This is a genomic window from Micromonospora sp. URMC 105 (genome assembly GCF_051386295.1).
Classification (GTDB): domain Bacteria; phylum Actinomycetota; class Actinomycetes; order Mycobacteriales; family Micromonosporaceae; genus Micromonospora.
The window spans coordinates 39,767-59,811 of record NZ_JBPQTL010000017.1; the positions used below are offsets into that span (position 1 = coordinate 39,767).

17 protein-coding genes and 1 riboswitch are annotated in these 20,045 nt (G+C 74.4%); of the genes, 9 read left to right on the plus strand and 8 right to left on the minus strand.

The window, feature by feature from the left end:
- The first annotated feature begins 45 nt into the window (after positions 1 to 45).
- A riboswitch (cyclic di-AMP (ydaO/yuaA leader) is annotated at positions 46 to 176 on the plus strand.
- Positions 177 to 180: 4 nt separating this feature from the next.
- Positions 181 to 1,200 (plus strand): coiled-coil domain-containing protein, encoded by a 1,020-nt coding sequence (locus tag ACSNN7_RS08645; protein WP_436680142.1) that lies wholly within the window; start codon positions 181 to 183, stop codon positions 1,198 to 1,200.
- Between the two features lie 62 nt (positions 1,201 to 1,262).
- On the opposite strand, the gene ACSNN7_RS08650 is transcribed toward ACSNN7_RS08645, so the two are convergent.
- A complete protein-coding gene (locus tag ACSNN7_RS08650) occupies positions 1,263 to 1,925 on the minus strand; it encodes a carbonic anhydrase (protein ID WP_436680143.1) in 663 nt (220 codons plus the stop codon).
- Positions 1,926 to 2,157: 232 nt separating this feature from the next.
- On the opposite strand from ACSNN7_RS08650, the gene ACSNN7_RS08655 reads away from it, so the two are divergent.
- Both ACSNN7_RS08655 and mycP read left to right on the plus strand, forming a co-directional pair.
- On the plus strand, positions 2,158 to 2,478 hold the full coding sequence (locus tag ACSNN7_RS08655) for a helix-turn-helix transcriptional regulator (protein WP_436680144.1): 321 nt from the start codon (positions 2,158 to 2,160) through the stop codon (positions 2,476 to 2,478).
- Between the two features lie 106 nt (positions 2,479 to 2,584).
- On the plus strand, positions 2,585 to 3,817 hold the full coding sequence (mycP, locus tag ACSNN7_RS08660; protein ID WP_436680145.1) for a type VII secretion-associated serine protease mycosin: 1,233 nt from the start codon (positions 2,585 to 2,587) through the stop codon (positions 3,815 to 3,817).
- 128 nt (positions 3,818 to 3,945) lie between these two features.
- Here the strand turns inward: mycP and ACSNN7_RS08665 are convergent, their stop codons facing one another.
- From ACSNN7_RS08665 to eccCa, 6 genes are all read right to left on the minus strand, one after another.
- On the minus strand, positions 3,946 to 5,286 hold the full coding sequence (locus ACSNN7_RS08665) for a WXG100 family type VII secretion target (protein WP_436680146.1): 1,341 nt from the start codon (positions 5,284 to 5,286) through the stop codon (positions 3,946 to 3,948).
- Positions 5,287 to 5,303: 17 nt separating this feature from the next.
- Entirely contained in the window at positions 5,304 to 5,867 is a 564-nt protein-coding gene (locus tag ACSNN7_RS08670; RefSeq protein WP_436680147.1) for a hypothetical protein, read from the minus strand.
- Positions 5,868 to 5,900: 33 nt separating this feature from the next.
- A complete protein-coding gene (locus ACSNN7_RS08675) occupies positions 5,901 to 7,433 on the minus strand; it encodes a S8 family serine peptidase (RefSeq protein WP_436680148.1) in 1,533 nt (510 codons plus the stop codon).
- Between the two features lie 84 nt (positions 7,434 to 7,517).
- Entirely contained in the window at positions 7,518 to 7,796 is a 279-nt protein-coding gene (locus tag ACSNN7_RS08680) for a WXG100 family type VII secretion target (RefSeq protein ID WP_436680149.1), read from the minus strand.
- 28 nt (positions 7,797 to 7,824) lie between these two features.
- Positions 7,825 to 8,133: a WXG100 family type VII secretion target gene (locus ACSNN7_RS08685; protein ID WP_030329557.1), complete on the minus strand. Its 309-nt coding sequence runs from the start codon at positions 8,131 to 8,133 to the stop codon at positions 7,825 to 7,827.
- Between the two features lie 255 nt (positions 8,134 to 8,388).
- Positions 8,389 to 12,351 (minus strand): type VII secretion protein EccCa, encoded by a 3,963-nt coding sequence (gene eccCa / locus ACSNN7_RS08690; protein ID WP_436680150.1) that lies wholly within the window; start codon positions 12,349 to 12,351, stop codon positions 8,389 to 8,391.
- 169 nt (positions 12,352 to 12,520) lie between these two features.
- Between eccCa and eccD the strand changes: the two genes are divergently transcribed.
- Positions 12,521 to 13,918 (plus strand): type VII secretion integral membrane protein EccD, encoded by a 1,398-nt coding sequence (gene eccD / locus ACSNN7_RS08695; protein ID WP_436680151.1) that lies wholly within the window; start codon positions 12,521 to 12,523, stop codon positions 13,916 to 13,918.
- On the opposite strand, the gene ACSNN7_RS08700 is transcribed toward eccD, so the two are convergent.
- Positions 13,902 to 15,083, minus strand: a complete 1,182-nt coding sequence (locus ACSNN7_RS08700; protein ID WP_436680152.1) for a type VII secretion protein EccE — start codon at positions 15,081 to 15,083, stop codon at positions 13,902 to 13,904. The two genes, eccD and ACSNN7_RS08700, sit on opposite strands and share 17 nt — an antisense overlap.
- A gap of 164 nt (positions 15,084 to 15,247) precedes the next feature.
- Between ACSNN7_RS08700 and eccB the strand changes: the two genes are divergently transcribed.
- The 5 genes from eccB (at position 15,248) to ACSNN7_RS08725 (ending at position 19,963) form a co-directional block, all read left to right on the plus strand.
- The gene (eccB, locus tag ACSNN7_RS08705) at positions 15,248 to 16,720 is read left to right on the plus strand and encodes a type VII secretion protein EccB (RefSeq protein ID WP_436680153.1); all 1,473 of its coding nucleotides are present in this window, start codon (positions 15,248 to 15,250) and stop codon (positions 16,718 to 16,720) included.
- Between the two features lie 131 nt (positions 16,721 to 16,851).
- Entirely contained in the window at positions 16,852 to 17,187 is a 336-nt protein-coding gene (locus tag ACSNN7_RS08710) for a hypothetical protein (protein ID WP_436680154.1), read from the plus strand.
- Positions 17,180 to 18,463: a WXG100 family type VII secretion target gene (locus ACSNN7_RS08715; protein ID WP_436680155.1), complete on the plus strand. Its 1,284-nt coding sequence runs from the start codon at positions 17,180 to 17,182 to the stop codon at positions 18,461 to 18,463. The genes ACSNN7_RS08710 and ACSNN7_RS08715 overlap by 8 nt, the downstream gene beginning before the upstream one ends.
- 218 nt (positions 18,464 to 18,681) lie before the next feature.
- Positions 18,682 to 19,029, plus strand: coding sequence for a hypothetical protein (locus ACSNN7_RS08720; protein WP_436680156.1), 348 nt, complete (start codon positions 18,682 to 18,684; stop codon positions 19,027 to 19,029).
- A 139-nt stretch (positions 19,030 to 19,168) separates the two neighbouring features.
- Positions 19,169 to 19,963 carry a hypothetical protein gene (locus ACSNN7_RS08725; protein ID WP_436680157.1) on the plus strand — a complete coding sequence of 265 codons (795 nt, stop codon included), beginning with the start codon at positions 19,169 to 19,171 and terminating at the stop codon, positions 19,961 to 19,963.
- Positions 19,964 to 20,045: the final 82 nt, after the last annotated feature.

The window sequence follows — 20,045 nt, forward strand, 5'->3', positions numbered from 1 at the left end:
GGTAACCTCGCTGCCGGTCACCGCCGAAGGCGCGCAGCGGCGCCTGCGGTGCCGCCGCCCAATCGCCGTGAGGCGAGCCGGGGAACCAGGTACATGGGGTGAATCCGCGCGAGCGGTAGGGGCCACTTCCGTCCCGAACCCGTCAGCTAACCCGGTCGGCGGTCGACGGAAGGGAACACTGTGACGGCACCCCTGCGCCGCTGGTTGACTCCGGTGGTGGCCGTGTTCGCCGCCCTGGCCATCCTCGCCGGGCCCACAGCGGCGACCGCCGCGCCCTCGACCCCCACCCCCTCCGGCCACGGGGAGGACGAGGAACCCAAGCTGCTCACCGACGTCATCGAGCTGCGCAACCGCGAGTACTCGAAGGCGAAGACCCAGCTGGAGAAGTCCAAGAAGCGCCAGCAGCAGCTCGGGCTGGAGGTGAAGCGCGCACAGGACGAGTTGGAGGCGTTGCGGCCGCAGGTCTCGCAGATCGCGGCGCAGTCGTACCGGACCGGCCGGATCGGCGCGGTGGCGGCGCTGCTGGAGAGCAGCGGGCCGGACTCGTTCGTCCAGCGCGCCTCCGTGCTGGACGAGCTGAACATGGTCAACGGGCAGAAGCTGGCCCGGGTCACCGCCGCCAAGAACCGCGCGGAGCAGGCCAAGCTGGCCCTCGACGCCGAGGTGCGCGAGCAGCAGAAGCTCACCAACGACATGGCCCGGGAGAGCCGGGAGGCGGAGAAGGCCCTGGCGCTGGTCGGCGGCCGGGGCTTCACCGGCGGCCTGGTCGATGCGAAGTCGCCGGTCGCCCGGATCGCACCTGGTCGGACGGCGGACGGCGGCTGGCGCCCCGAGTCGCGCACCGAGGACGACCCGACCACCTCCGGCACCATCACCCCCCGCACCCTGCACGCGTACAAGGAGGTCCGGCGGGCCGGCTTCAAGCGGTTCGTCGGCTGCTACCGGCCGGGCGGGCCGTGGGAGCACCCGAAGGGCAAGGCCTGCGACTGGTCGTTGCAGAACAGCGGTTTCTCGTCCTGGCACAACAACGACACCCGGATGTACGGCAACAACCTCGCCGCGTTCCTGATCCGCAACGCCGACCGGCTTGGCATCTACTACGTGATTTGGAACCGGCAGATCTGGTTCCCGGCGACGGGGTGGAAGTCGTACAGCGGACCGTCGGACCACACCGACCACGTGCACATGTCGATGCTGTAGCGCACGACCCGTACCGAACGAGGGCCGTCCCGATGGGGGCGGCCCTCGTCGCGTCGGGGGTGTCAGCCGGTGACGGCGCTCGCCTGGCCGGCTTGGGCCGGCACGGCGGCGGACCCGTCGGCGGGCACCGCGGCCACCGTGCGCACCTCGCCGGCGGCGAGCCGGTACGACATGCCGACCACCGCGCAGCGCCCGGCGGCGACCGCGTCGGCCAGGACGGCGGATTTGCCGAGCAGCGTTTCCACGGTGTGCCCGATGTGGATGTCGACGATCCCGTCGACGTCGTCGATGCCCTGCTCGGCCGCCCGCCGGAGGCTGGGCACCACCGCGTCCACCACCGCCCCCAGGTGCCCGGCGGGGGCCGCGCCCGTCCGTACCGCGTCCCGGGCGGCCTGCACGGCACCGCAGGAGTCGTGACCGAGCACCACCACGAGCGGGGTACCCAGGACGCTCACCGCGTACTCGACGCTGCCCAGCACCTCGGGCCCGGCGGTGTGCCCGGCGGTCCGGACCACGAAGAGGTCACCCAGGCCCCGGTCGAAGATGATCTCGGCGGCGAGGCGGGAGTCGGAGCAGCCGACGATCACCGCGAACGGGTGCTGACCGTCGGCGACGGCCGCCCGGTGCCGGGAGTCCTGGTTGGGGTGGCGCGGCGCGCCGGTCACGAAGCGCCGGTTGCCGGCGTGCAGCTCGGCGAGTGCCTGCGTCGGATCGGTCAGGGTCATTGACTCACCTCGGTCCCTCGCGAGATCGACCTGATCAGAGCCGGCCGGCGACGGAGGCGGCCTCGCCGCCCACCGTCACACGCAGTGAAAGATACGTCAAGGTATACGTGATATGGATTTCATACATTGCGGCGACGCCGGCACCGTGTCTCGCCGCCATGCCCACCGGCCGGGCTCCGGTTGCACGCAGGCCAGGGCGGAAACGTCGGCCGGCTGGCCCTACCATGACGGGATGGCGACGACTGCGCGGAACGGGAGCACCCGGAACTGGACGTTCCTCACCAACCACGCACACGTGCTGCTCGCCATCGCCCGCAACCCCACCGCCCGGCTCCGCGACGTCGCCGACGAGGTGGGAGTGACCGAACGTGCCGCGCAGGCCATCGTCGCCGACCTGGAGGTCGGCGGCTACCTGCGCCGCACCCGGGTGGGCCGGCGCAACGAGTACACGGTCAACCCGCGCGGCCACTTCCGGCACCCGGCCGAGGCCGATCGCCAGGTGGGCGACCTGCTCGCCCTCTTCACCAGCTCGCCGGCCGAGTCCACCTCCTGAGCGCCGCCGCGCCGCGCGGACCGACCCTCCGCCGGTCCGCGCCGGGCGCGAGAGGGCCGGGTCGCCCGTCGCCCCGCTACGGGCGCGGCGGCGGTAATCTCAGCGCGTGCGCGAGAGCTTCCGACCGGCCGGGACCGAGACGCCCGGGCGTCCATCCCGGACCGTCCTCGGTGGAGTGCTGGCGGCCCTGCTCGCCTCGCTCGTGCTGCCGCCGGCACCGGCCGAGGCGGCGCCGAGCTGCCCCGGCCCCGCCGGTGGGGCCGCCCCCGCCGAGACGCCGTGGGCGCTGCGCCGGCTCGACCCCGCGTCGGCCTGGCGGATCACCCGCGGCGAGCGGGTCACCGTGGCGGTGATCGACTCCGGCGTCTCCCCCACCCACCCGCTGCTCAAGGGGCAGGTGCGCGAGGGCCAGGACTTCAACGGCCTCGCCCGGATGCAGGGGCGGTGCGATCAGGCCGGCCACGGCACCATCGTCGCCGGGATCATCGCCGGGCGGGACGACACCGGCGCCCCGTACAGCGGGATCGCCCCCGCCGCCCGGATCCTGCCGGTCCGGGTGCTGCCCGACACCCAGCGCACCAGCGACCCCGGCCTGCCCGTGCAGATCGCCGCCGCGATCCGCTGGTCGGTCAACCAGGGCGCCGAGGTGATCAACCTGTCGCTGGTCACGGTCGACCACCCCGAACTCGCCCGCGCCGTCGACTATGCGCTCGGCAAGGGCGTGGTGGTGGTGGCCGCCGCCGGCAACCGGCAGCAGGAGCAGCAGGACCTGCCGGCGTACCCGGCCGCGTACCCGGGCGTGATCGCGGTGGCCGGGGTCGACCGGGAGGGCGGTCACGTCGGCAGCTCGGTCAGCGGCAACTACGTGGACATCGCCGCGCCCGGGCTGGACATCGTCGGACCGGCCCCGGGCGGCCCGGGCTACCTCGCCGAGCCGCAGGGCGGCACCAGCTTCGCCGCCGCGTACGTCTCCGGTGCGGCGGCGCTGCTCCGCTCGGCCCAGCCCGAGCTCACCCCGGAACAGGTCGCCTACCGGCTCACCCGCACCGCCGACAGCCCGCCCGAGGGGCACAACCCCGAGCTGGGGTACGGGGTGGTGAACCCGTACCGGGCGCTGACCAGCCTGCTCGGCACCCCGCGCAGCGCCGCGCCGGCCGGGGCGCTGCCACCACCCGACGCGGCGGACGACCCGCTGGGCCGGCAGCGCACCGTGGCGCTCTGGGCCGCCGGGGCCGCAGCGGTGCTCGCCGCGGCGCTGCTGGCGGCCCGGCCGATCATCGCCCTCGGCCGACAGCGGCGGTGGCGGCCCGGCCGCCGCACCGAGCCGGCCGACGCCTGACCGACCGGCGATTTCCGCCCGGACCGCCGACGGTCGACAGCCGTTTCCGACCGCCGACGGCCGACGGCCGACGGCGCGAACGGCGGAGCGCCGCCCACGTGGTCGTGGACGGCGCTCCGTGCCGCAGCTCAGCGCAGGATGCCGGGTGCGGCGTCGCCGTCCGCGCCCCAGACGTCCTCGTCCTCCTCCAGCCAGGTGTTGCGGGGAGCTTCCTCCTCGCCGTAGCCGGCGCCGTGTCCCCCGCCCATCCCGGCCAGGCCGCCGCCCTTCACGCCGGCGCCGCCCCGGACACCACCGGCCGCGGCCTTGCCGGTCCCGGCGCCACCGCGACCGGCCGCACCGCCCATGCCGCCGGCCATACCGCCCATGCCGCCCACGCCGCCGCCGAGTCGGCCGGCGCCGCGGCCCGCGCCGCCCCGGCCGGCGCCCGCGCCGGCCGCGCCGCCCATCATCCCGGGCATGCCGGTGCTGACCGGCTTGCCGAGGGCACCACCGCCGGGGATCATGCCGCCGACACCGCCAAGACCGGGGCCGCCACCGGCACCACCGCCGGAACCGAGACCGGTGGTGGCGGGCAGGCCACCGCCGCCGAGGCCCGAGCTGGGCAGGGTGCCGACGCCGCCGCCGGCCCCGGCCAGCCCGCTGCCGTACTCGTCGCCGAGGCTGCCGGTGCCGCCGCCGGGGTAGCCGCCGGTGCCGGAGGAGAGGTCCGGGTGGGTGCCGGTACCGATGCCCGGGCCTACCGAACCGGTGCCCGGGCCTCCCGAACCGATGCCGGGGGGCGAGCCGACGCCGCCCATCGAGGGGCTGTCGCCGAGGCCGCCGGTGGAGGGTGCGCCACCGATGTCCGGCACGCCACCGCCGCCACCACCGCCGCCACCACCGCCGAGCTCCGGCTTCGTGAAGTCGGTGCTCACCGCCGGCGTGGTGCTGCTGGTCGGCGCGTCCAGGTTCGAGTCGATCGCCAGGTATTGGCCGCTGACCTGACCGTAGACCCGGTTGGCGTCGTCGGTCTTGTCGTTGAACCAGTCGACCATCGAGCTGATCGGGTCCGCCAGGCCGAGGAAGTCCGGCTTGACCTTCATCTCGAAGAACCCGGCGCTGATCGTGATCCGCGCGTTGCGGGCCTCCAGCACGTCGTTCACGCAGCTCGCCGGGACCGGGAACTCGGCCTGCGCAGCGCTGAGCTTGTCGGCGGCGTCCTTCAGCGAGTTCACGATGCCGCCCCGGCTCTCGGCGTCGGCGACCACCTCGCCGGTGCTCTTCGCGATCCCCTCGATGTGCGTCTTGAACGCCTCGTACGCCGGACCCTTCCACGTCTCGCCGAGGTCCTTGACGTTGGTCTCGAGGTTCTGCTTGACCGTGGTGAGGTTCTTCAGCAGCTGCTCCCAGCCGAAGGCGGCACTGGTGACGTCACCGGGCCTGCCGTCGATGACGATCTGCTGGCACATCTCTTCCCAACTCGGCATCTGCCGCCTCCCCCGACTCAGTTCTTCCCGGCGCGGCTGGACGCGCTGTTGAAGGCGTTCTCCATCTGGTTGGCGTTCATCCGGTTGCGCTCTTCAGCCGTGTCGTAGTTCTCCTTGACCTTTCGGAGCGCGTTGGCGGACTTCCAGAGCTCGCGGGCGAGTTCGCGCAACCGGGTCTGGGTGCTGTCGTACAGACCGGCGTGCTTGGCGGCGAGGGCGTTGGCCCGCTCGAAGCTGCCGAGCGGGCTCTTGTCACCGCCGCCGCCCACCGCCGCCGCCCCACCGGCGGCGTTGCGCATCCACTTGCGGATGTCTTCTTCCATCTTGTACGACTGCTGGTTGAGGAAATCGGCGTGGTCGTCCAGCCACTTGATCGCCTTGTCGAGGCTGGTGGCGTCCCACTCGGTCTCGGCGCCCGCCCCGCCTGGGGCGGGGGTGAGGCCGGTCGGCCGGTGCGCCTTGTTGACGTTGTCCATCGAGACGCCGTCGTAGTAGACGAACGGCGTGATGGTCGGTGCCACCGGGACGTTGGGCGTGTCGATCTCGACCCTGTCCGACTGCTGCGTCCTGTCGTCCGTCATCGGTTCCTCCCCGTCGCCGACAGACTTCCTGGCTTACTGGTGGTGGGCGCCGGAGCCCGGCGGGGCCGGCGGCGGTGGGGGCGTCGCCCCCGGTTGCGGCCAGGGCGCTTGGGGTGCCGCACCGGGCGGACCGTAGGCCCCCGGCGGCGGCACCTGACCCGGCACACCCTGCGGCACCGCGGGCGGATACGGGCCGGGCACACCCTGCGGCACCGCAGGCGGATACGGGCCGGGCACACCCTGCGGCGCTGCGGGCGGATACGGGCCCCGGGCGCCCGGGACGGTGCCCGGCGCCCCGGCGGGACCGGCGGAGCTCGGGTGACCGGGCGGCGGCGGGTAGCCGGGACCGGCGGTGGGGGTGGCCGGGCGGCGGCGGGACCGGCGTACCAGCACGATCACCAGGATCGCCACCGCGATCGGCACCAGCAGGCAGAGTGCACCTTGGATCAGCGCACCGGCGCCGTTCTTCACCCCGAACGCGACGGCCGGGCCGTCGTCCTTCGTCCGCGCCGGCAGGGGCTGCGCCTGCTGCTCCCCGTCACCGCCGGCGGGGGCCCCGGCCAGCAGCGGGTTGCTCGACACGGCCGGCACGGAGCGGGTCAGCGCCGCCACCGGGTCCACCGCCCCGAACCCGTACTCGTGGTCACGGCCCTTGGTGCCCTGGTCCTGCGCGGTGCGGATCAGCCGGTTCACCACGTTGGGCGCGTCCAGGTCCGGGTACTTCGCCCGGACCAGCGCCGCCACGCCGGACACGATCGCCCCCGACTCGCTGGTGCCGCTGCTGACGCCGTAGCCGTTGTCGGACACCGAGGTGGGCAGCGGTGTGATGATCTCCTCCATCGGCGCGGCCAGCACCGCCTCCGGGCCCCGTACGCTGCCGCCGGAGAAGGAGCCGTCCCTGCCCAGGCCGGTCACCCCGATCACCCCGGGAATGTTCGCCGGCGAGCCGATCTTGAAGTAGCCCTGCTTGGTGTTGCCGGCGGAGGCGACCACCACGACGTTCTTGTCCAGGGCGTAGCGGACGGCGGCCACGTCGTCCGGCGTCGCGCCAGTCTTGACGGCCAGCGAGATGTTGACCACGTCGGCACCGTTGTCGGCAGCCCAGCGGATGCCCTCCGCCAGTTCACCGACGTCGAGCCGGTCACCGACGGAGATGGGCAGGATCTTGGCCTCCGGGGCGATGCCCAACTGCCGCATCGGGCCGCCGCCCCGTCCGGCGATGACGCCCGCTATTGCCGTGCCGTGCGCGATCTTGTCGTCGGTGCCCCAGCCCTTCGCGGAGCCGTCTGCACCGGTGGCGTAGCCGGGGAGCACCTGGCCACGCAGGTCGGGGACCTCGGGCTCGACCCCCGTGTCGAGGACGGCGACGACCACCCCACGGCCCTTGGAGATCTTGTGAGCCTGGGGAATCTTCAGCGCGTCGATGTACCACTGGAGGCCACGTACCGTGTCGGCGGCACGGGCCGGCGCCGGCGTCACCAGCGGCGCCGTACCGGCGGCGACCACCAGGGCCAGCGTGGCCACGGTGGACCTCAGCACCGGCCGGGAACTTTTCCGCGTACGCATGACACTCCCAGGACCTCGACGGCTCGCAACGCAGTGCGGCTCCGGTCCGGTCTAACCGGACCGGAGCCGCGACGGCTGATTATCTCAGCTCCACACCTTGGCGTTGCTCATCTCGGTGGAGACGTAGTTCTCGCGCGCCACGCCGACCGCACCGCCGATCTCGTTCAGGATGCGGTTGATGTCGCGGACCGCGGTGTCCCACTGCGCCTGGTGCTGCTCGTAGGCGGCCCGGTCCTCGCCGTCCCACTGGAGCTTCGACAGCATCGACCGGAGCGTGTCCAGCTTCTCGTCGATGGTCCGCGAGATGGACTGCATCTGCTGGTTGGCGCTCTCGAGGACTGCGTAGTCGACCTTGATGCTCATGGTTTCCTCCCCTGCTCTTCTCGGCGGATCACGGGTTGAGAGCAGAGTGGAACTTGTCCAGCATCTGCTGCTGCTCTTCGTCGTTGACCTGGTGCGTCGTACCCGACTTGTCGAGCAGGTCGGCGATGCTGTCCATCGCCGTCAGCAGCTTGACCGTGTCCTCGTTCCAGCGCGTCATCAGCGACTGGAAGCCGGTGGACGCCTGTCCCTTCCAGGCGATGGCCAGGTCGTCGACCACGTTCCACAGCTTCTTCAGCTCGCCGTCGACCTCGCTGCGCGTGGACCGCACGTCACTCGCGGCGGTATGCAGAGTCGCTGCTTCGACCTCGAACGCCATGCTTCACACCCTTCCGTCATGTTGTGGCGGCGGTAACTGCCGCGCCCTCCCCCGCGGCAAGGCCAACACCCCACCGACGGACACTCCGTAAGAGACGGTAGCTCACCGTGTCCAGCGCGCGCAGCCCTGCCCGGGCGGGGAACGGCGCACGCCTGAGCTCATTGTGGACGGACCCGTCGCCCGGCGTCGACCCCTTACCCTCCATCGACCTGCTTCGGTGCGGTGCGAGTGACCGGATCGAGGCTGGTCACCGCGTCACACCGGCTCGACCCACGCGGTCTGGATCAGTTGCTGACCGTCGCGGCGCCGGACCAGGGTGCCCCGGCCGGGCGGCTGCGGACTGGGACGCAGCGTGCCGAAGACGGCCCCCTCCTCGCGGTTGCCGGACATCAGCAGGCCGGGCGAGTCCAGCTCGCGCAGGCGCTGCAGGACCGGCTCGTAGAGGGCGCGGGCGATGCCGCCGACCCGGCGGGTGACGATCAGGTGCAGGCCGATGTCGCGGGCCTGCGGCAACAACTCGTGCAGCGCGCTGAGCGGGTTGCTCCCGCCCGAGGCGACCAGGTCGTAGTCGTCGACCAGGATGTAGAGGTCCGGTCCCTTCCACCAGCTCCGGTCGCGCAGCTGCGCGGTGGTCACGTCCGGCCCGGGCAACCGGTTCTGCAGGGCGCTGCGGATCGACCCGAGGCCCTGGCTGAACACCTGGTTCGACGGCGCGTAGTCGAGCAGGTGGTCGCCCTCGACGGCGCCGAGCAGGCCCCGCCGGTAGTCGGCGATCACGATCCGCGCCTGGGCCGGGGTGTACCGCTCGGTGATGCCCCGGGCGATCAACCGCAGCACGTTGGTCTTGCCGCACTCCGCGTCGCCGAAGACCGTCAGGTGCGGCTCGTTCGCCAGGTCGAGGTGGACCGGCGCGAGCGCCGCCTCGTTGACGCCGATCGGCAGGCCCGGCGCGGAGCGGTCCGCCACCCGGAGCAGCTCGTCGAAGGGCAGCTTGCGGGGCAGCAGCCGCACCTTGGGCGCCGGCGAGCCCGGCCAGGCGTCGGCGACGTGCCGGGCCAGCTTCGCCGACGCCTCGGACAGGTCGTCGATGTCGCGCCGGTTGTCGATCCGCGAGACCGCGGTGAGGAAGTGCAGCTTGTCCCGGGTCAGACCGCGACCCGGCGCGCCGGTCGGCACGTTCGCCGCGGCCCGCCGGTCGATCTCCGACTCGTTGGCGTCGCCCAGGCGCAGCTCCAGCTTGGTGCCGAGCAGGTCCCGCATGTTGATCCGGACCTCCGCCCAGCGCACCGCGGTCAGCACCACGTGCACCCCGAAGCCGAGGCCGCGGTTGGCCAGGGTGGTGATGGTCTGCTCCAGCTCCTCGTACTCCTGGCGCAGCGTGTTCCAGCCGTCCACCACCAGGAAGACGTCGCCGAACGGGTCGTCGGCGAACTCGCCGGCCGCCCGGCGCCGCCGGTAGCTGGCCACCGAGTCGATGCCGTGCTGGGCGAAGCGGGTCTCCCGGTCGTCCAGGACCGCCACCACCTCGGCCACCGTGCGGCGTACCGCCTCGGTGTCCCGGCGGCCGGCCACCCCGGCCACGTGCGGCAGCCCGTCCAGGCTGCGCAGCGCGCCGCCGCCGAAGTCGAGGCAGAAGAACTGCGCCTCGCGCGGGGTGTGGGTGAGCGCCAGCGAGGCGATCATCGAGCGGAGCAGGGTGCTCTTGCCGCTGAGCGAGGCGCCCACGATGACCACGTTGCCGCCCGCACCGGCCAGCTCCACCATCATCGGATCGCGGCGCTGCTCGTACGGGCGGTCGACCACGCCGACCGGGACGGTGAGCTGCCCCCGGCCCGGCCAGGTCGCGGTGCAGAGCCCGAAGGTCGAGTGGACGGCCAGCGGCGGCAGCAGCTCGGAGAGGCTCGGCGGGTCGGCCAGCGGGGGCAGCCACACCTGGTGGGCCGGGGTGCCCCGGCCCTTGAGCCGCTCGATGAGCACGTCCAGCATCGCCACGGCCTTGCCGTCGGCCGGCTTCTCCTCGGCCGGGGCCACCTCGACCGGCGCCTGCGGGACCTGCACCGGCACGAAGTTCACCCCGTACGGCACGATCCGGCGTTGCACCAGAGCCCGCGACGATCGCTGGCCCTCCCCGGGCGCCCGGTACGGCCCGGAGACGTACGCCGCGCGGAACCGCAGCATGGTGCTGGTGTCGGTCTTCAGGTAGCCGTGGCCGGGCGCGTTCGGCAGCTCGTACGCGTCGGGCACGCCGAGCACGATCCGGCTCTCCACCGCCGAGAAGGTCCGCAGACCGATCCGGTACGACAGGTGGGTGTCCAGCCCCCGCAGCTTCCCCTCCTCCAACCGCTGGCTGGCCAGGAGCAGGTGCACGCCGAGCGACCGGCCCAGCCGGCCGATCATCACGAAGAGGTCGATGAAGTCGGGCTTGGCGGCGAGCAGTTCGCTGAACTCGTCGCAGATGATCAGCAGGCTCGGCATCGGCGCGAGCGGCTCACCGGCGGCCCGGGCCTTCTCGTAGTCGAACCGGGAGACGTAGTTGCCGGCGTCCCGCAGCACCTCCTGCCGGCGGGTCATCTCGCCGGCGAGCGCGTCGCGCATCCGGTCGACCAGCGGCAGCTCGTCGGCCAGGTTGGTGATCACGGCGCTGGTGTGCGGCAACGCCTCCAGCGAGGCGAACGTCGCGCCACCCTTGAAGTCGACCAGGACGAAGTTGAGCTCCTCCGACGAGTGGGTCACCGCCAGCGCGCCGACGATCGTGCGCAGCAGCTCGCTCTTGCCGGAGCCGGTTGCGCCGATCACCAGGCCGTGCGGGCCCATGCCCTCGTGCGCCGACTCCTTGAAGTCCAGCTCGACGACGTTGCCGTCCGGGCCCACGCCGAGCGGGATGCGCAGCCGGTCCCGGTGGCTGCGCGGCCGCCAGGTCTGCTGCACGTCCACCGCCGCCGCGTCGCCGACGCCGAGCAGGTCGGGCAGCTCCGTGCTGCGGGCCAGCGGCTCGTCGGAGGTGGCCTGCTGCTGGGAGAGCCGGTAGGGCGCGATCTGCCGGGCCAGCCCCTCGGCGGCCTCCGCGCTGAGCCGGTCCGGCGTGCCGAGCCGGGAGCTGGAGGTGCCCCGGACCAGCTCCAGCGAGCTGCCGTCACCGGCGTCCAGGCAGAGCAGCCAGCGGCCGGCGTCGCGCGGCACGGTGCCGGAGAGGTCGATGGTGGTGACGCCGAGCAGACCCGGCCCCATCAGCTGGGCGGTCGCCGACACCTCACCGCCGTCGATCACCACCACCACGTGCGGGGCGGTGGTCAGCGGCTTGGCCTCCGGGGAGAAGCGGGGCCGTCCGGCCAGTTCGGCGGCGAGCGACTCCTCGGCCTCGGCCAGGCTGGCGAAGACCAGCCGGCGCGCGCCCGCGGCGTCGGTTCGCGCGCTGTGGTGCGCGTGCGGCAACCACTTGGCCCAGTCCCACACCTGCTGCCGGTCGGGCGCGGCGACCACCGCGAGGATCAGGTCGTCGGGGGCGTGGAAGGTGGCGAGCTGGGCGAGCGCGGCGCGGGTCAGGTCGAGCACCGGCTCCCGGTCGCCGCGCAGCACGATCCGGCTGAACGCCCGCAGGGAGAGGGCGGTGGGCAGCTCGGGCACGCTGGAGTGGGCCCGGACGAACCGGCGCAGCGCGATCGCGCTCATCGGTTCCAGGTCCTCCACCGGCTTGGTCTCCGGCGGGACGATCTCCACGGCGAGGCGCTGCGGGCCGGTGGCGATCCGGGCCTCGCCGAAGTCGTCCTCGGTGATCCGCCGCTCCCACATCCGCCGGGAGGCGGCGATCGACCAGAGCGCGTCCGGCTCCGGGTGCCGCCAGGTCATCGCGGCCCGCTGCTGCTCGGCGGCGCGCCGGGTGCGCTTGCGCATCTGGGCCAGGTAGCGCATGTAGTCGCGCCGCTCGGCGTTCAGCTCGGCCTTGTCGTTGCCGCCGTTGCCGAGCGTGCCGAGCGCCATGCCCAACATGGACACGCCGAAGAGGCCGCCGGCGACGTACGTCATCATGCCGCCGCCGCGGCCGGCGTAGAGGAAGGCCATCGCGCCGACACCGCAGACCATCGGCAGGATCATCAACAGCTGACCCATGCCGCGGGGCGTCGGTTCGGGCAGCTCCGGAGGGGACTCCAGCAACACCTCGCCGCGCGGCAGCGCGGGACCCGGTTGGCGCGGAAGCCGGCGGAACACCACCGTGCTCACGGCTGTCTCCTCCCCAGAAGCGGCCCTGATGCGGTTTCGCGACCGACCTGAGTCGTCGGGTGGGCATCGTACGTAACCGCCATCGTAGGTAATCTCCCGTGGGCATCGTGGACCCGCGGGGGCGAGGCCGCCGGCCGGAGTGGATCTGACAGCGCACGAGGAGGCCACAGTGGCGACTAAGTCGGCGACCGGCGGGTTGAGCCGGATCACCATCGTGGCGCCCCGGACCAGGATGGATCTGGCGCTCCCCTCCGACGTGCCGCTGGCAGACCTGCTGCCCACCCTGCTCCGGTACGCCGGCGAGGATCTCGCCGACGAGGGCGTACGGCACGGCGGTTGGAGCCTGGCCCGGCTCGGCGGCCAGCCGCTCGACGGTGGCCGCACCGCCGCGCAGCTCGGGGTCCGCGACGGCGAGGTGCTCTACTTCAACCCGCGCGCGGCGGCGGCCCCGGAGATCGTCTTCGACGACGTGGTGGACGCGGTCGCGACGGCGACCAACCAGCGCCCGGGCACCTGGCAGGTCGGCACCACCCGGTCGTTCTCGGTGCTGCTGGCCGCGGTGACGCTGGGCGTCGGGGCGGCCGTCACGCTGCTCGCCGGTCCGCCGCAGCTGCCCGGCGCGGTGGCCGCCCTGCTGATGGCGGTCCTGCTGGTGGTGGGCGCGGCGGTGCTGTCCCGGGCGGCCGGCGACAGCCGCACCGGCGCGCTGCTCGCCATGGCCGGCCTCGGGTACGCCGCGGTCGGCGGCCTGCTGGTGCTGGCCGGTGACCGGACGCTGACCGAACTGGCCGGCCCGCACCTGCTGCTGGCCGGCACCGCCGTGGTGCTCTTCGGCGCGGTCGCCGCGCTGGCGGTCGGTGACCGGATGCCGCTGTTCTTCGGGGCCCTCGCGGTCGGCGGGGCGCTGGGCCTGGGTGCGCTGCTGTCGCTGGCCTTCGGCATCGGAGCGGCGGCCGCCGCCGCCATCGTCGCCACCGTCGCGTTCGCGACCCTGCCGGCGCTGCCGATGATCGCCTACCGGCTCGCCCGGCTCCCCGTGCCGTCCATCCCCACCGGTCCGGACGACCTGAAGACCGACACCGAGACGGTCGACGGCCGCCGGGTGCTGCGGCTCAGCGAGCGCGCCGACGCGTTCCTCACCGGTCTGCTGTGGACGGTCTCCCTGGTGGTGCTGGGCAGTCAGGTGGTGCTCGCGGTCAACGGCCGGCTGCCGGCGGTGCTGCTCTGCCTGGTGCTGGCGCTGCTGTCGCTGCTGCGGGCCCGGCCGTTCATCGGGCGCGCCCAGCGCACCCCGGTGCTCTTCGCCGGCACCGTAGGCCTGGCGCTGACCGCGGCGGCCACCTTCGCCGGCGGCTCGCTGGCGACGCGGCTCGGGCTGGTCCTCGGCGGCCTGCTGCTGACCGCGGTGATCAGCCTGATCTACGGCCTGAGCGTGGCGGGCAAGCGAATCTCGCCGGTCTGGGGCCGGACCCTGGACATCATCGAGATCCTGCTGATCGTCTCGCTGGTCCCGATGGCGTTCTGGGTGTGCGGGCTCTACGGCTGGATCGTCAATCTCCGACCCTGATCGTGCCGGCCGCGGTGGCGACCGGAGTGGTGGCGTAGACCCCCGGGCCGTGCTGGCCGTCCAGCGGCCGGGCCGGGATGCCGCACCGGCGGGCCATGTCGCGGACCACCTTGACCAGGGCCTCGACGTGACCGTCCATGGCGGCGACGCGTAGCAGCGGCGGCACCGGTCGTCCGCCCGGCACCACCACCGTCGCCACGGTGTGCGACGGGGCGGAGGTCGAGGTGATCGCCTCCACCAGGGTGCCCAGCGACGCCTCGGGCCGCTTGCGCAGGGTCAGGCAGAGCTGGGTCCAGCCGCCGCCGCGCAGCCCCGTCCAGGTCTCCACCGGAGCGGCGGGGGCGAGGTCGAGGCCGGCCGCCGAGATCACCGCGGCGCGCAGTTCGTCGCGGCCGAGCACCCGGTGGCTCAGCCCGGCCGCGTTCAACGCCTTGCCCAGCCGGCCCACGCCGGTGGCGACGGTGCGGTGCACCCCGCGCATGCCGCCGCCCCGGGTCACCGCCTCGGTACGGGCGTCCCGCACCGACAGGCGCAGCGCGACCCAGACCGTCCGGTGGGCGGCCGGCGGCGCGCCCGGCGCCGGGTACCAGACCAGGGTGTGTGACACCACCTGGGTGAGGGTGACCGGGCCGGTGAAGTCCGCCAGCACCTCGAGGGCGCGGTCCACCACGGCCGCCTCGATCGAACCTGCCGCCGCCCCGGGCCGCCCGGTCAGCGCCACCGCGGCGAACCAGCCGCGCCCGTCCTGGCCGATGCCGAGCCGGGTGCCCCGCTCGGTGAGTTCGATCACATTCAATTCCGGGGTAAGCGCCGCCAGCCGCGGATCGACCACGGCACCCCGGGCGACGGCCGCCCGGGCCTCCTCGCGGCGCCGGCCGAGCCGGCGGCGCAGCAGCAGGTCCTCGTACCACCAGCGGCCACCGCGCCGGGCGAAGGCCGCCGCCGTGGCCAGCACGGCCAGGCCACCGACCACGCCGACCACCCAGCCCGGCCCACCGAGCGCGGCCCAGGCGGCGAACGCGCAGAGTTCCAGCACGACGAGCTGACCGACGGCGACCGGACCGATCCGGCCGCGTCCACTCCGGTCGGCCGGCACCACCGGCCGGTCGTCCGGGACGGCCGGAGCGGCGGGGGTACGACCGGGTGGCGCCTGGAGCTGCGTCATCGGCGAGCGTCCCTTCTGGACATCATCGGCATCCGGCGGGTCGGTGCGGTGCCGGAGGGCGGGCGGGGGTCGGCGGTGACCCGCCCACGGCCCCTTATCGTAGGGAAGCCCGCGGCGGAGTTCGGACCTGATCGTCGCGGACCCACCCCCGCCGGAGGTCAACCATGCGGACCCGCCGCGATCAGGTGCAGGCGTACCGCTTCGTCACCCGCCGCATCGTCTCCGCGCTGCTCTCCGGCGACCCCGAGACCACCAACTTGCCGATGCGCCGCCTCGGCATGGCCGTGATCGGCAGCGTGCTCACCGCCGCCATCGTGCTCGGCGGGGTGGGGGCGTACGGGCAGTTCACCGGGAACACCGCCCCGCTGGAGGCGAACACGCTGGTCATCGAGCGGGAGACCGGGGCGACGTACGTCTTCTCCGACGGGGTGCTGCACCCGACGTTGAACTACACCTCCGCCCGGCTGATCCTCGACGAGGCCGACCCGCCGACCCGGACGATGTCCCGCGCGTCGATCGCCGACCGGCCCCGGGGTCGTACCGTCGGCATCGTCGGCGCCCCGGACGCGCTGCCGGACCGCAAGTCGCTGGTCGGCCTCCCCTGGTCGGTCTGCAACGTGCCGGACCCGGGCGACTCCCGGCGGTCGACCACCCGGGTGACGATCAAGCGGCCGCTGACCGGCGGGACGCCGCTGGGCGACCGGGCGGTGCTGGTCCGCAACGACGGGCAACGCTTCCTGCTCACCGGCGGCTCCCGGCTCGAGATCGTCGGTGGGGACCCGGCGCTGGCCGCGCTGCGGATGGCCAACGCCACCGTCCTCGACGTCGGCGCGCAGCTGCTCAACGCGGTGCCGGCCGGGCCGGTGCTGCGGGAGCTGGGCATCGACGGCGACGGCACGCCGAGCAGCCGGTCGGTCGGCGGCCGGCCGGCCCGCATCGGTCAGGTGTTCCGCGCCGCCGGCGCGCACTACGTGCTGACCCGCGACGGCCTGGTCTCGATCGGCGAGGTGAGCGCCCTGCTGTTGCAGAGCGACGGCGGTCAGGTCACCGACATCAGCCCGGACCAGGTGGGCGAGCTGTCCGGCCGGCGGCTGGAGCCCGAGGGCATGCCGCAGACGCTGCCCGCGCTGCACCAGGTCCGCCCGGGGCAGACGGTGATCTGCGCGAGCTACCGGCCGGGGGCCGCCGGCGGGCCGCCGACCACCACCCTGGAGGTCTACGACCGGACGCCGGCGGAGCTGTCCGGCGCCGACGGCGCGACCGGGGTACGGCAGGGCGCGCGCGACGCCGTCGAGACCGCCGAGGAGGTGCTGCTGCCCGGCGGCAAGGGGGTGCTGGTCCAGGCCGCCCCGGGCGCCGGGGAGGGCACCGAGGCGGCGGCCGGCGCCACGGTCTACCTGATCAGCTCGCAGGGGGTGCGGTACCCGCTGGGCAAGCGCTCCGGCGACGCGGTCGCCGCGCTCGGCTACGGCGGGGTGAAGCCGCTGGTCGTACCGGCGTCCCTGCTGTCGCTGATCCCGACCGGCCCGACGCTGGAGCGGCGCGCCGCGCTGGCCTACTTCGCCCCGGGCGACGCCTCGGGCACCCCGTCACCGGCGGTGCGGGCGGCCACGGAGGCGCCGGCGCAGGGCGGTTGAGGGGTGCCGGCGGCGGGTTGACGGGTCGCCCCGGCTGGCGCCGGTCGACTAACCTGGGCGTGGCCGACGTATCGACTATGGACAACGGGGATGCTGCGATGACCGGGCGTACGACAGTCGACGTTCTGTCCTTGGAGGACTTTCACCAGCGGTTGGCGGAGCGGCTCACCCAGGCCGAGGCGGCGCTGCGGAAGCTGAACACCGAGCTCCAGTGCACCCCGCCCGCGCTCGGCACGTTCACCGACGCCAGCAGCAACGCCCGCCGCTACAGCGAGATCCAGGCGAGCTACGCCGAGCGGGTCGCCCGGCTGCGCCGCGCGGTCGAGGCGTCCCGGACGGCCACCCAGACGATCATGACGAACTACCGCACCACCGAGGCGCGCAACGCGGCGAACGCCGCCGACATCGAGGCCGCGCTCAACGGGGTGAACGAGGCGCTCAAGCAGCGGGGGGACCGTCGTGTCTGAGTACACCCAGCGTTACCAGCATGTCAGTCATCGCGAGCTCTACGACGCGGTGCAGGCCGGCGACCCGCAGCAGATCGACAACCTGGCCAGCCAGTGGAGTTCCCTGCGGGACACGCTCGACAACCTCTCCCGGGACCTCGGCACCGATCTGGAGAAGCTGGCCCCGGCCTGGACGGGCGACGCCGCGCGGGAGTTCCACGACCGGCTGTCCCTGGTCGTGCGCTACTCGTCCGAGCTCGCCGAGGGCACTGCGGAGGTGCGGCAGGCGCTGTCCCTGATGGCCGGTCAGCTGCGCACCGCGCAGGGCAAGGCGGAGAGCCCGGAGGCCACCGACGACCACGACAAGGCGGTGGACGGGGCGACCAAGGGCCTGATCCTCGGCGTGCCGGGGATGATCGTCGGCGGCATCCTGGGCCACCAGCAGGACAAGGCGGAGCAGGAGAAGGCCCACCAGCGGATGGTGCAGGTGGTGGGCGACCTGGCCGCGGGCTACGAGGTCGCCTCGTACGGCCGGGTCGTCGACCCGCCGGCCCCGCCGCCGCGGCTGCCCGGTGACGCCGACTGCTCCGGCGCCACGACCACGGCCGGCCCGTCGGTGGGCAGCCCGGCGTCCGGGCCCGGCACCGGCGTCGGCGGTCCGGGTGGCGGCGCCACGGTCGCCACCCCCAGCAACCCGGCGCAGGGTCCGACGACCGGTTCCGGCGGCACCGGCACCGGCACCGGGGGCGACGGCACGGGTACGACGACCACCCCGGTCACCGGCGGTGGCCTCGTCGGCACCGGCACCTCGCTCGCCGGCGCCGACCCGCTCACCGGCGGCGCGCTGCCCGGCGGCGCGGGCCTGGCCGGCGCGGGGCCCGCGACGGGCGGCGCCTCGGGCTCCGGCTCGGGCATGACGTTCGGCGCCGCCGGTATCGCGGCCGGCGGGGTGCTCGGCACCGGCGCGCTGGCCTCCTCGGGCCGGGCGTCCGCCGCGACGCCGGTCCGGCCGGGCACCGGCGTCACCGGCATGGAGAACCGCTCCGCCGCCGGCACCGGCCGGCTGGCCTCGGGTCAGGTGGGCAGCGCCAACGGCGGCGGCCGGCCGGGCACCGGCGGGGCGCCCGCCAACCGGGCGGCCACGGCGGGCGGCGCCGGCCGCAGCGGCGTGATCGGCGGGCGCGGGCAGCACGGCGAGGACGAGAACGACGAGCGGCTGACCTGGCTCACCGAGGACGAGATGGTGTGGCACGACGGCGGCGACACCGCGCCGCCCGTGCTCGGCGGCGATCGCTGACCTGACGGCACGAGGACGGCCCACCCGGAAGACTCCGGGTGGGCCGTCCGCCGTCCGGGACCGCCCCGGCATCGGCGGATCGTGCGGCGGCGTCGGCTCATCCGGGTCGACGCATCGGCGAACCCCGCTCCATCCACTCAGGAGCGAGTGGCCCGGGTCACGTCCGCCGACGTCGTCGGACCACTGCAGGCTCCGGCGGGTGGCGATAGGTTGGAGTCGTGCTGCTCGTAGCGTCCACCCGCCCCTTCCGGCGGGCGACGCTGCGCGATCTGACCCGGCTGGCGCTGACCGCCCTGGTGCTCGCGGTCGGTCTCGGCGGCTTGTTCGCTCCGACGACCGGTCCGGCCACCGCCGCACCGGCCGGGCCCGCCGTGACCGTCGCCCAGGTGGCCGAGCCGCCGGCCACCACCCGGCCGGCCGACGAGCAGCGCATCGACTCCCCCGCCCGGCCGATCCCGGCCCGGCGTGACGCCGTCACCGACCGGCCGCTCGCGGCGACCGCGCCGGCGGTGACGACGGACCCGGTCCGGGAGGCCACCGGCCGGCGCGGCCCGCCCCGGCGCTGAGCCCCGCGGTGCCCACCCGGGCGCCGGACCACCCTCGCGCCCGTCGCGACGCGTGCGGTCCGTCCGCCTTCCCGGGTACGCCCGCAACCCGCTCGCCCCGGCCCGCCCGTCCATCGTTCCCGCCGTGAGGTGCTGGTAGATGCAGATCGTCTTCTCCTCCGTCCTGCCCGACGTCCCCGCCGCCGCCGTGATCTGGCTGCTCCTGCTCACCGTCGCCGCCGTCGCCGTCGCCGCGCTGGTCGTCCGTCCGGATTGGCTGCGCTCCGCCGTCGCCGGGCGGATCCGGCAGGCCGCGCTGCCCAGCACCATGGAGGTGGCCGAGGAGGAACGGGAACGCCACCGGTACGCCGGCGAGGTGGCGGTGGCCGCCGAGCGGGCGTCGACCACCGCCGGGCGGCGGCGCGCCGAGTGGCTGGCCGCTCAGGAGGAGGTCGAGACGGCCTGGGCCGCGTACGAGGCCGCCGAGGCGGACGTGCGTCGGCTTTCCGCCGCCGCGGCCATGCCGCTGCCGGAGACGGTCCGCACCCCGGCCGAGTACGCCGACCGGGAGCGGTACCTGCACCGGGCCGCGCTGGAGGCGTACCGGCGCAAGGAACTCTCGGCGGAGCAGCTGAGCGACGTCTTCGCCCACCGCAACGGCTGGGACCCGCGGCGGCACCCGGTCGAGCAGGAACTGGTGCTGCACCGCGGCATCCGGGACCACCTGGCGGCCCGGCACCGGGCCGCGGTGGCGCGGGAGCGGGAGGCGTGGCGCGCGGCCGAACTGGCCGCCGCGGCGGCCGGCAGCCTGCGGAAGGAGGCCTTCGCGGCGCTGGAGCGCCGGCCGGAGGAGGTCGAGTCGGTGGTGCCGATGCCGGAGACCCGGCGGCCGGTGGCCGAGCCGTCCCGGGAGTCGACGGGCGCCGCCCGGGGACGGGCCGCCGCGGCCTACTGACCCACCTGCGCGGTACGGACACCGCCGGTCGAGGGCCGTCCGTGCGGCGCGTGCGGGCGGCGGGTGCCTGGTTCGGCTAGCG

What these genes read in the sequence shown, in the direction of transcription:
- ACSNN7_RS08650 (WP_436680143.1), bottom strand. Translation starts at nt 1,925, where the DNA reads ATGACCCTGACCGATCCGACGCAGGCACTCGCCGAGCTGCACGCCGGC.
- ACSNN7_RS08655 (WP_436680144.1), top strand. Translation starts at nt 2,158, where the DNA reads ATGGCGACGACTGCGCGGAACGGGAGCACCCGGAACTGGACGTTCCTC.
- ACSNN7_RS08665 (WP_436680146.1), bottom strand. Translation starts at nt 5,286, where the DNA reads ATGCCGAGTTGGGAAGAGATGTGCCAGCAGATCGTCATCGACGGCAGG.
- ACSNN7_RS08670 (WP_436680147.1), bottom strand. Translation starts at nt 5,867, where the DNA reads ATGACGGACGACAGGACGCAGCAGTCGGACAGGGTCGAGATCGACACG.
- ACSNN7_RS08675 (WP_436680148.1), bottom strand. Translation starts at nt 7,433, where the DNA reads ATGCGTACGCGGAAAAGTTCCCGGCCGGTGCTGAGGTCCACCGTGGCC.
- ACSNN7_RS08680 (WP_436680149.1), bottom strand. Translation starts at nt 7,796, where the DNA reads ATGAGCATCAAGGTCGACTACGCAGTCCTCGAGAGCGCCAACCAGCAG.
- ACSNN7_RS08685 (WP_030329557.1), bottom strand. Translation starts at nt 8,133, where the DNA reads ATGGCGTTCGAGGTCGAAGCAGCGACTCTGCATACCGCCGCGAGTGAC.
- ACSNN7_RS08700 (WP_436680152.1), bottom strand. Translation starts at nt 15,083, where the DNA reads ATGACGCAGCTCCAGGCGCCACCCGGTCGTACCCCCGCCGCTCCGGCC.
- eccB (WP_436680153.1), top strand. Translation starts at nt 15,248, where the DNA reads ATGCGGACCCGCCGCGATCAGGTGCAGGCGTACCGCTTCGTCACCCGC.
- ACSNN7_RS08725 (WP_436680157.1), top strand. Translation starts at nt 19,169, where the DNA reads ATGCAGATCGTCTTCTCCTCCGTCCTGCCCGACGTCCCCGCCGCCGCC.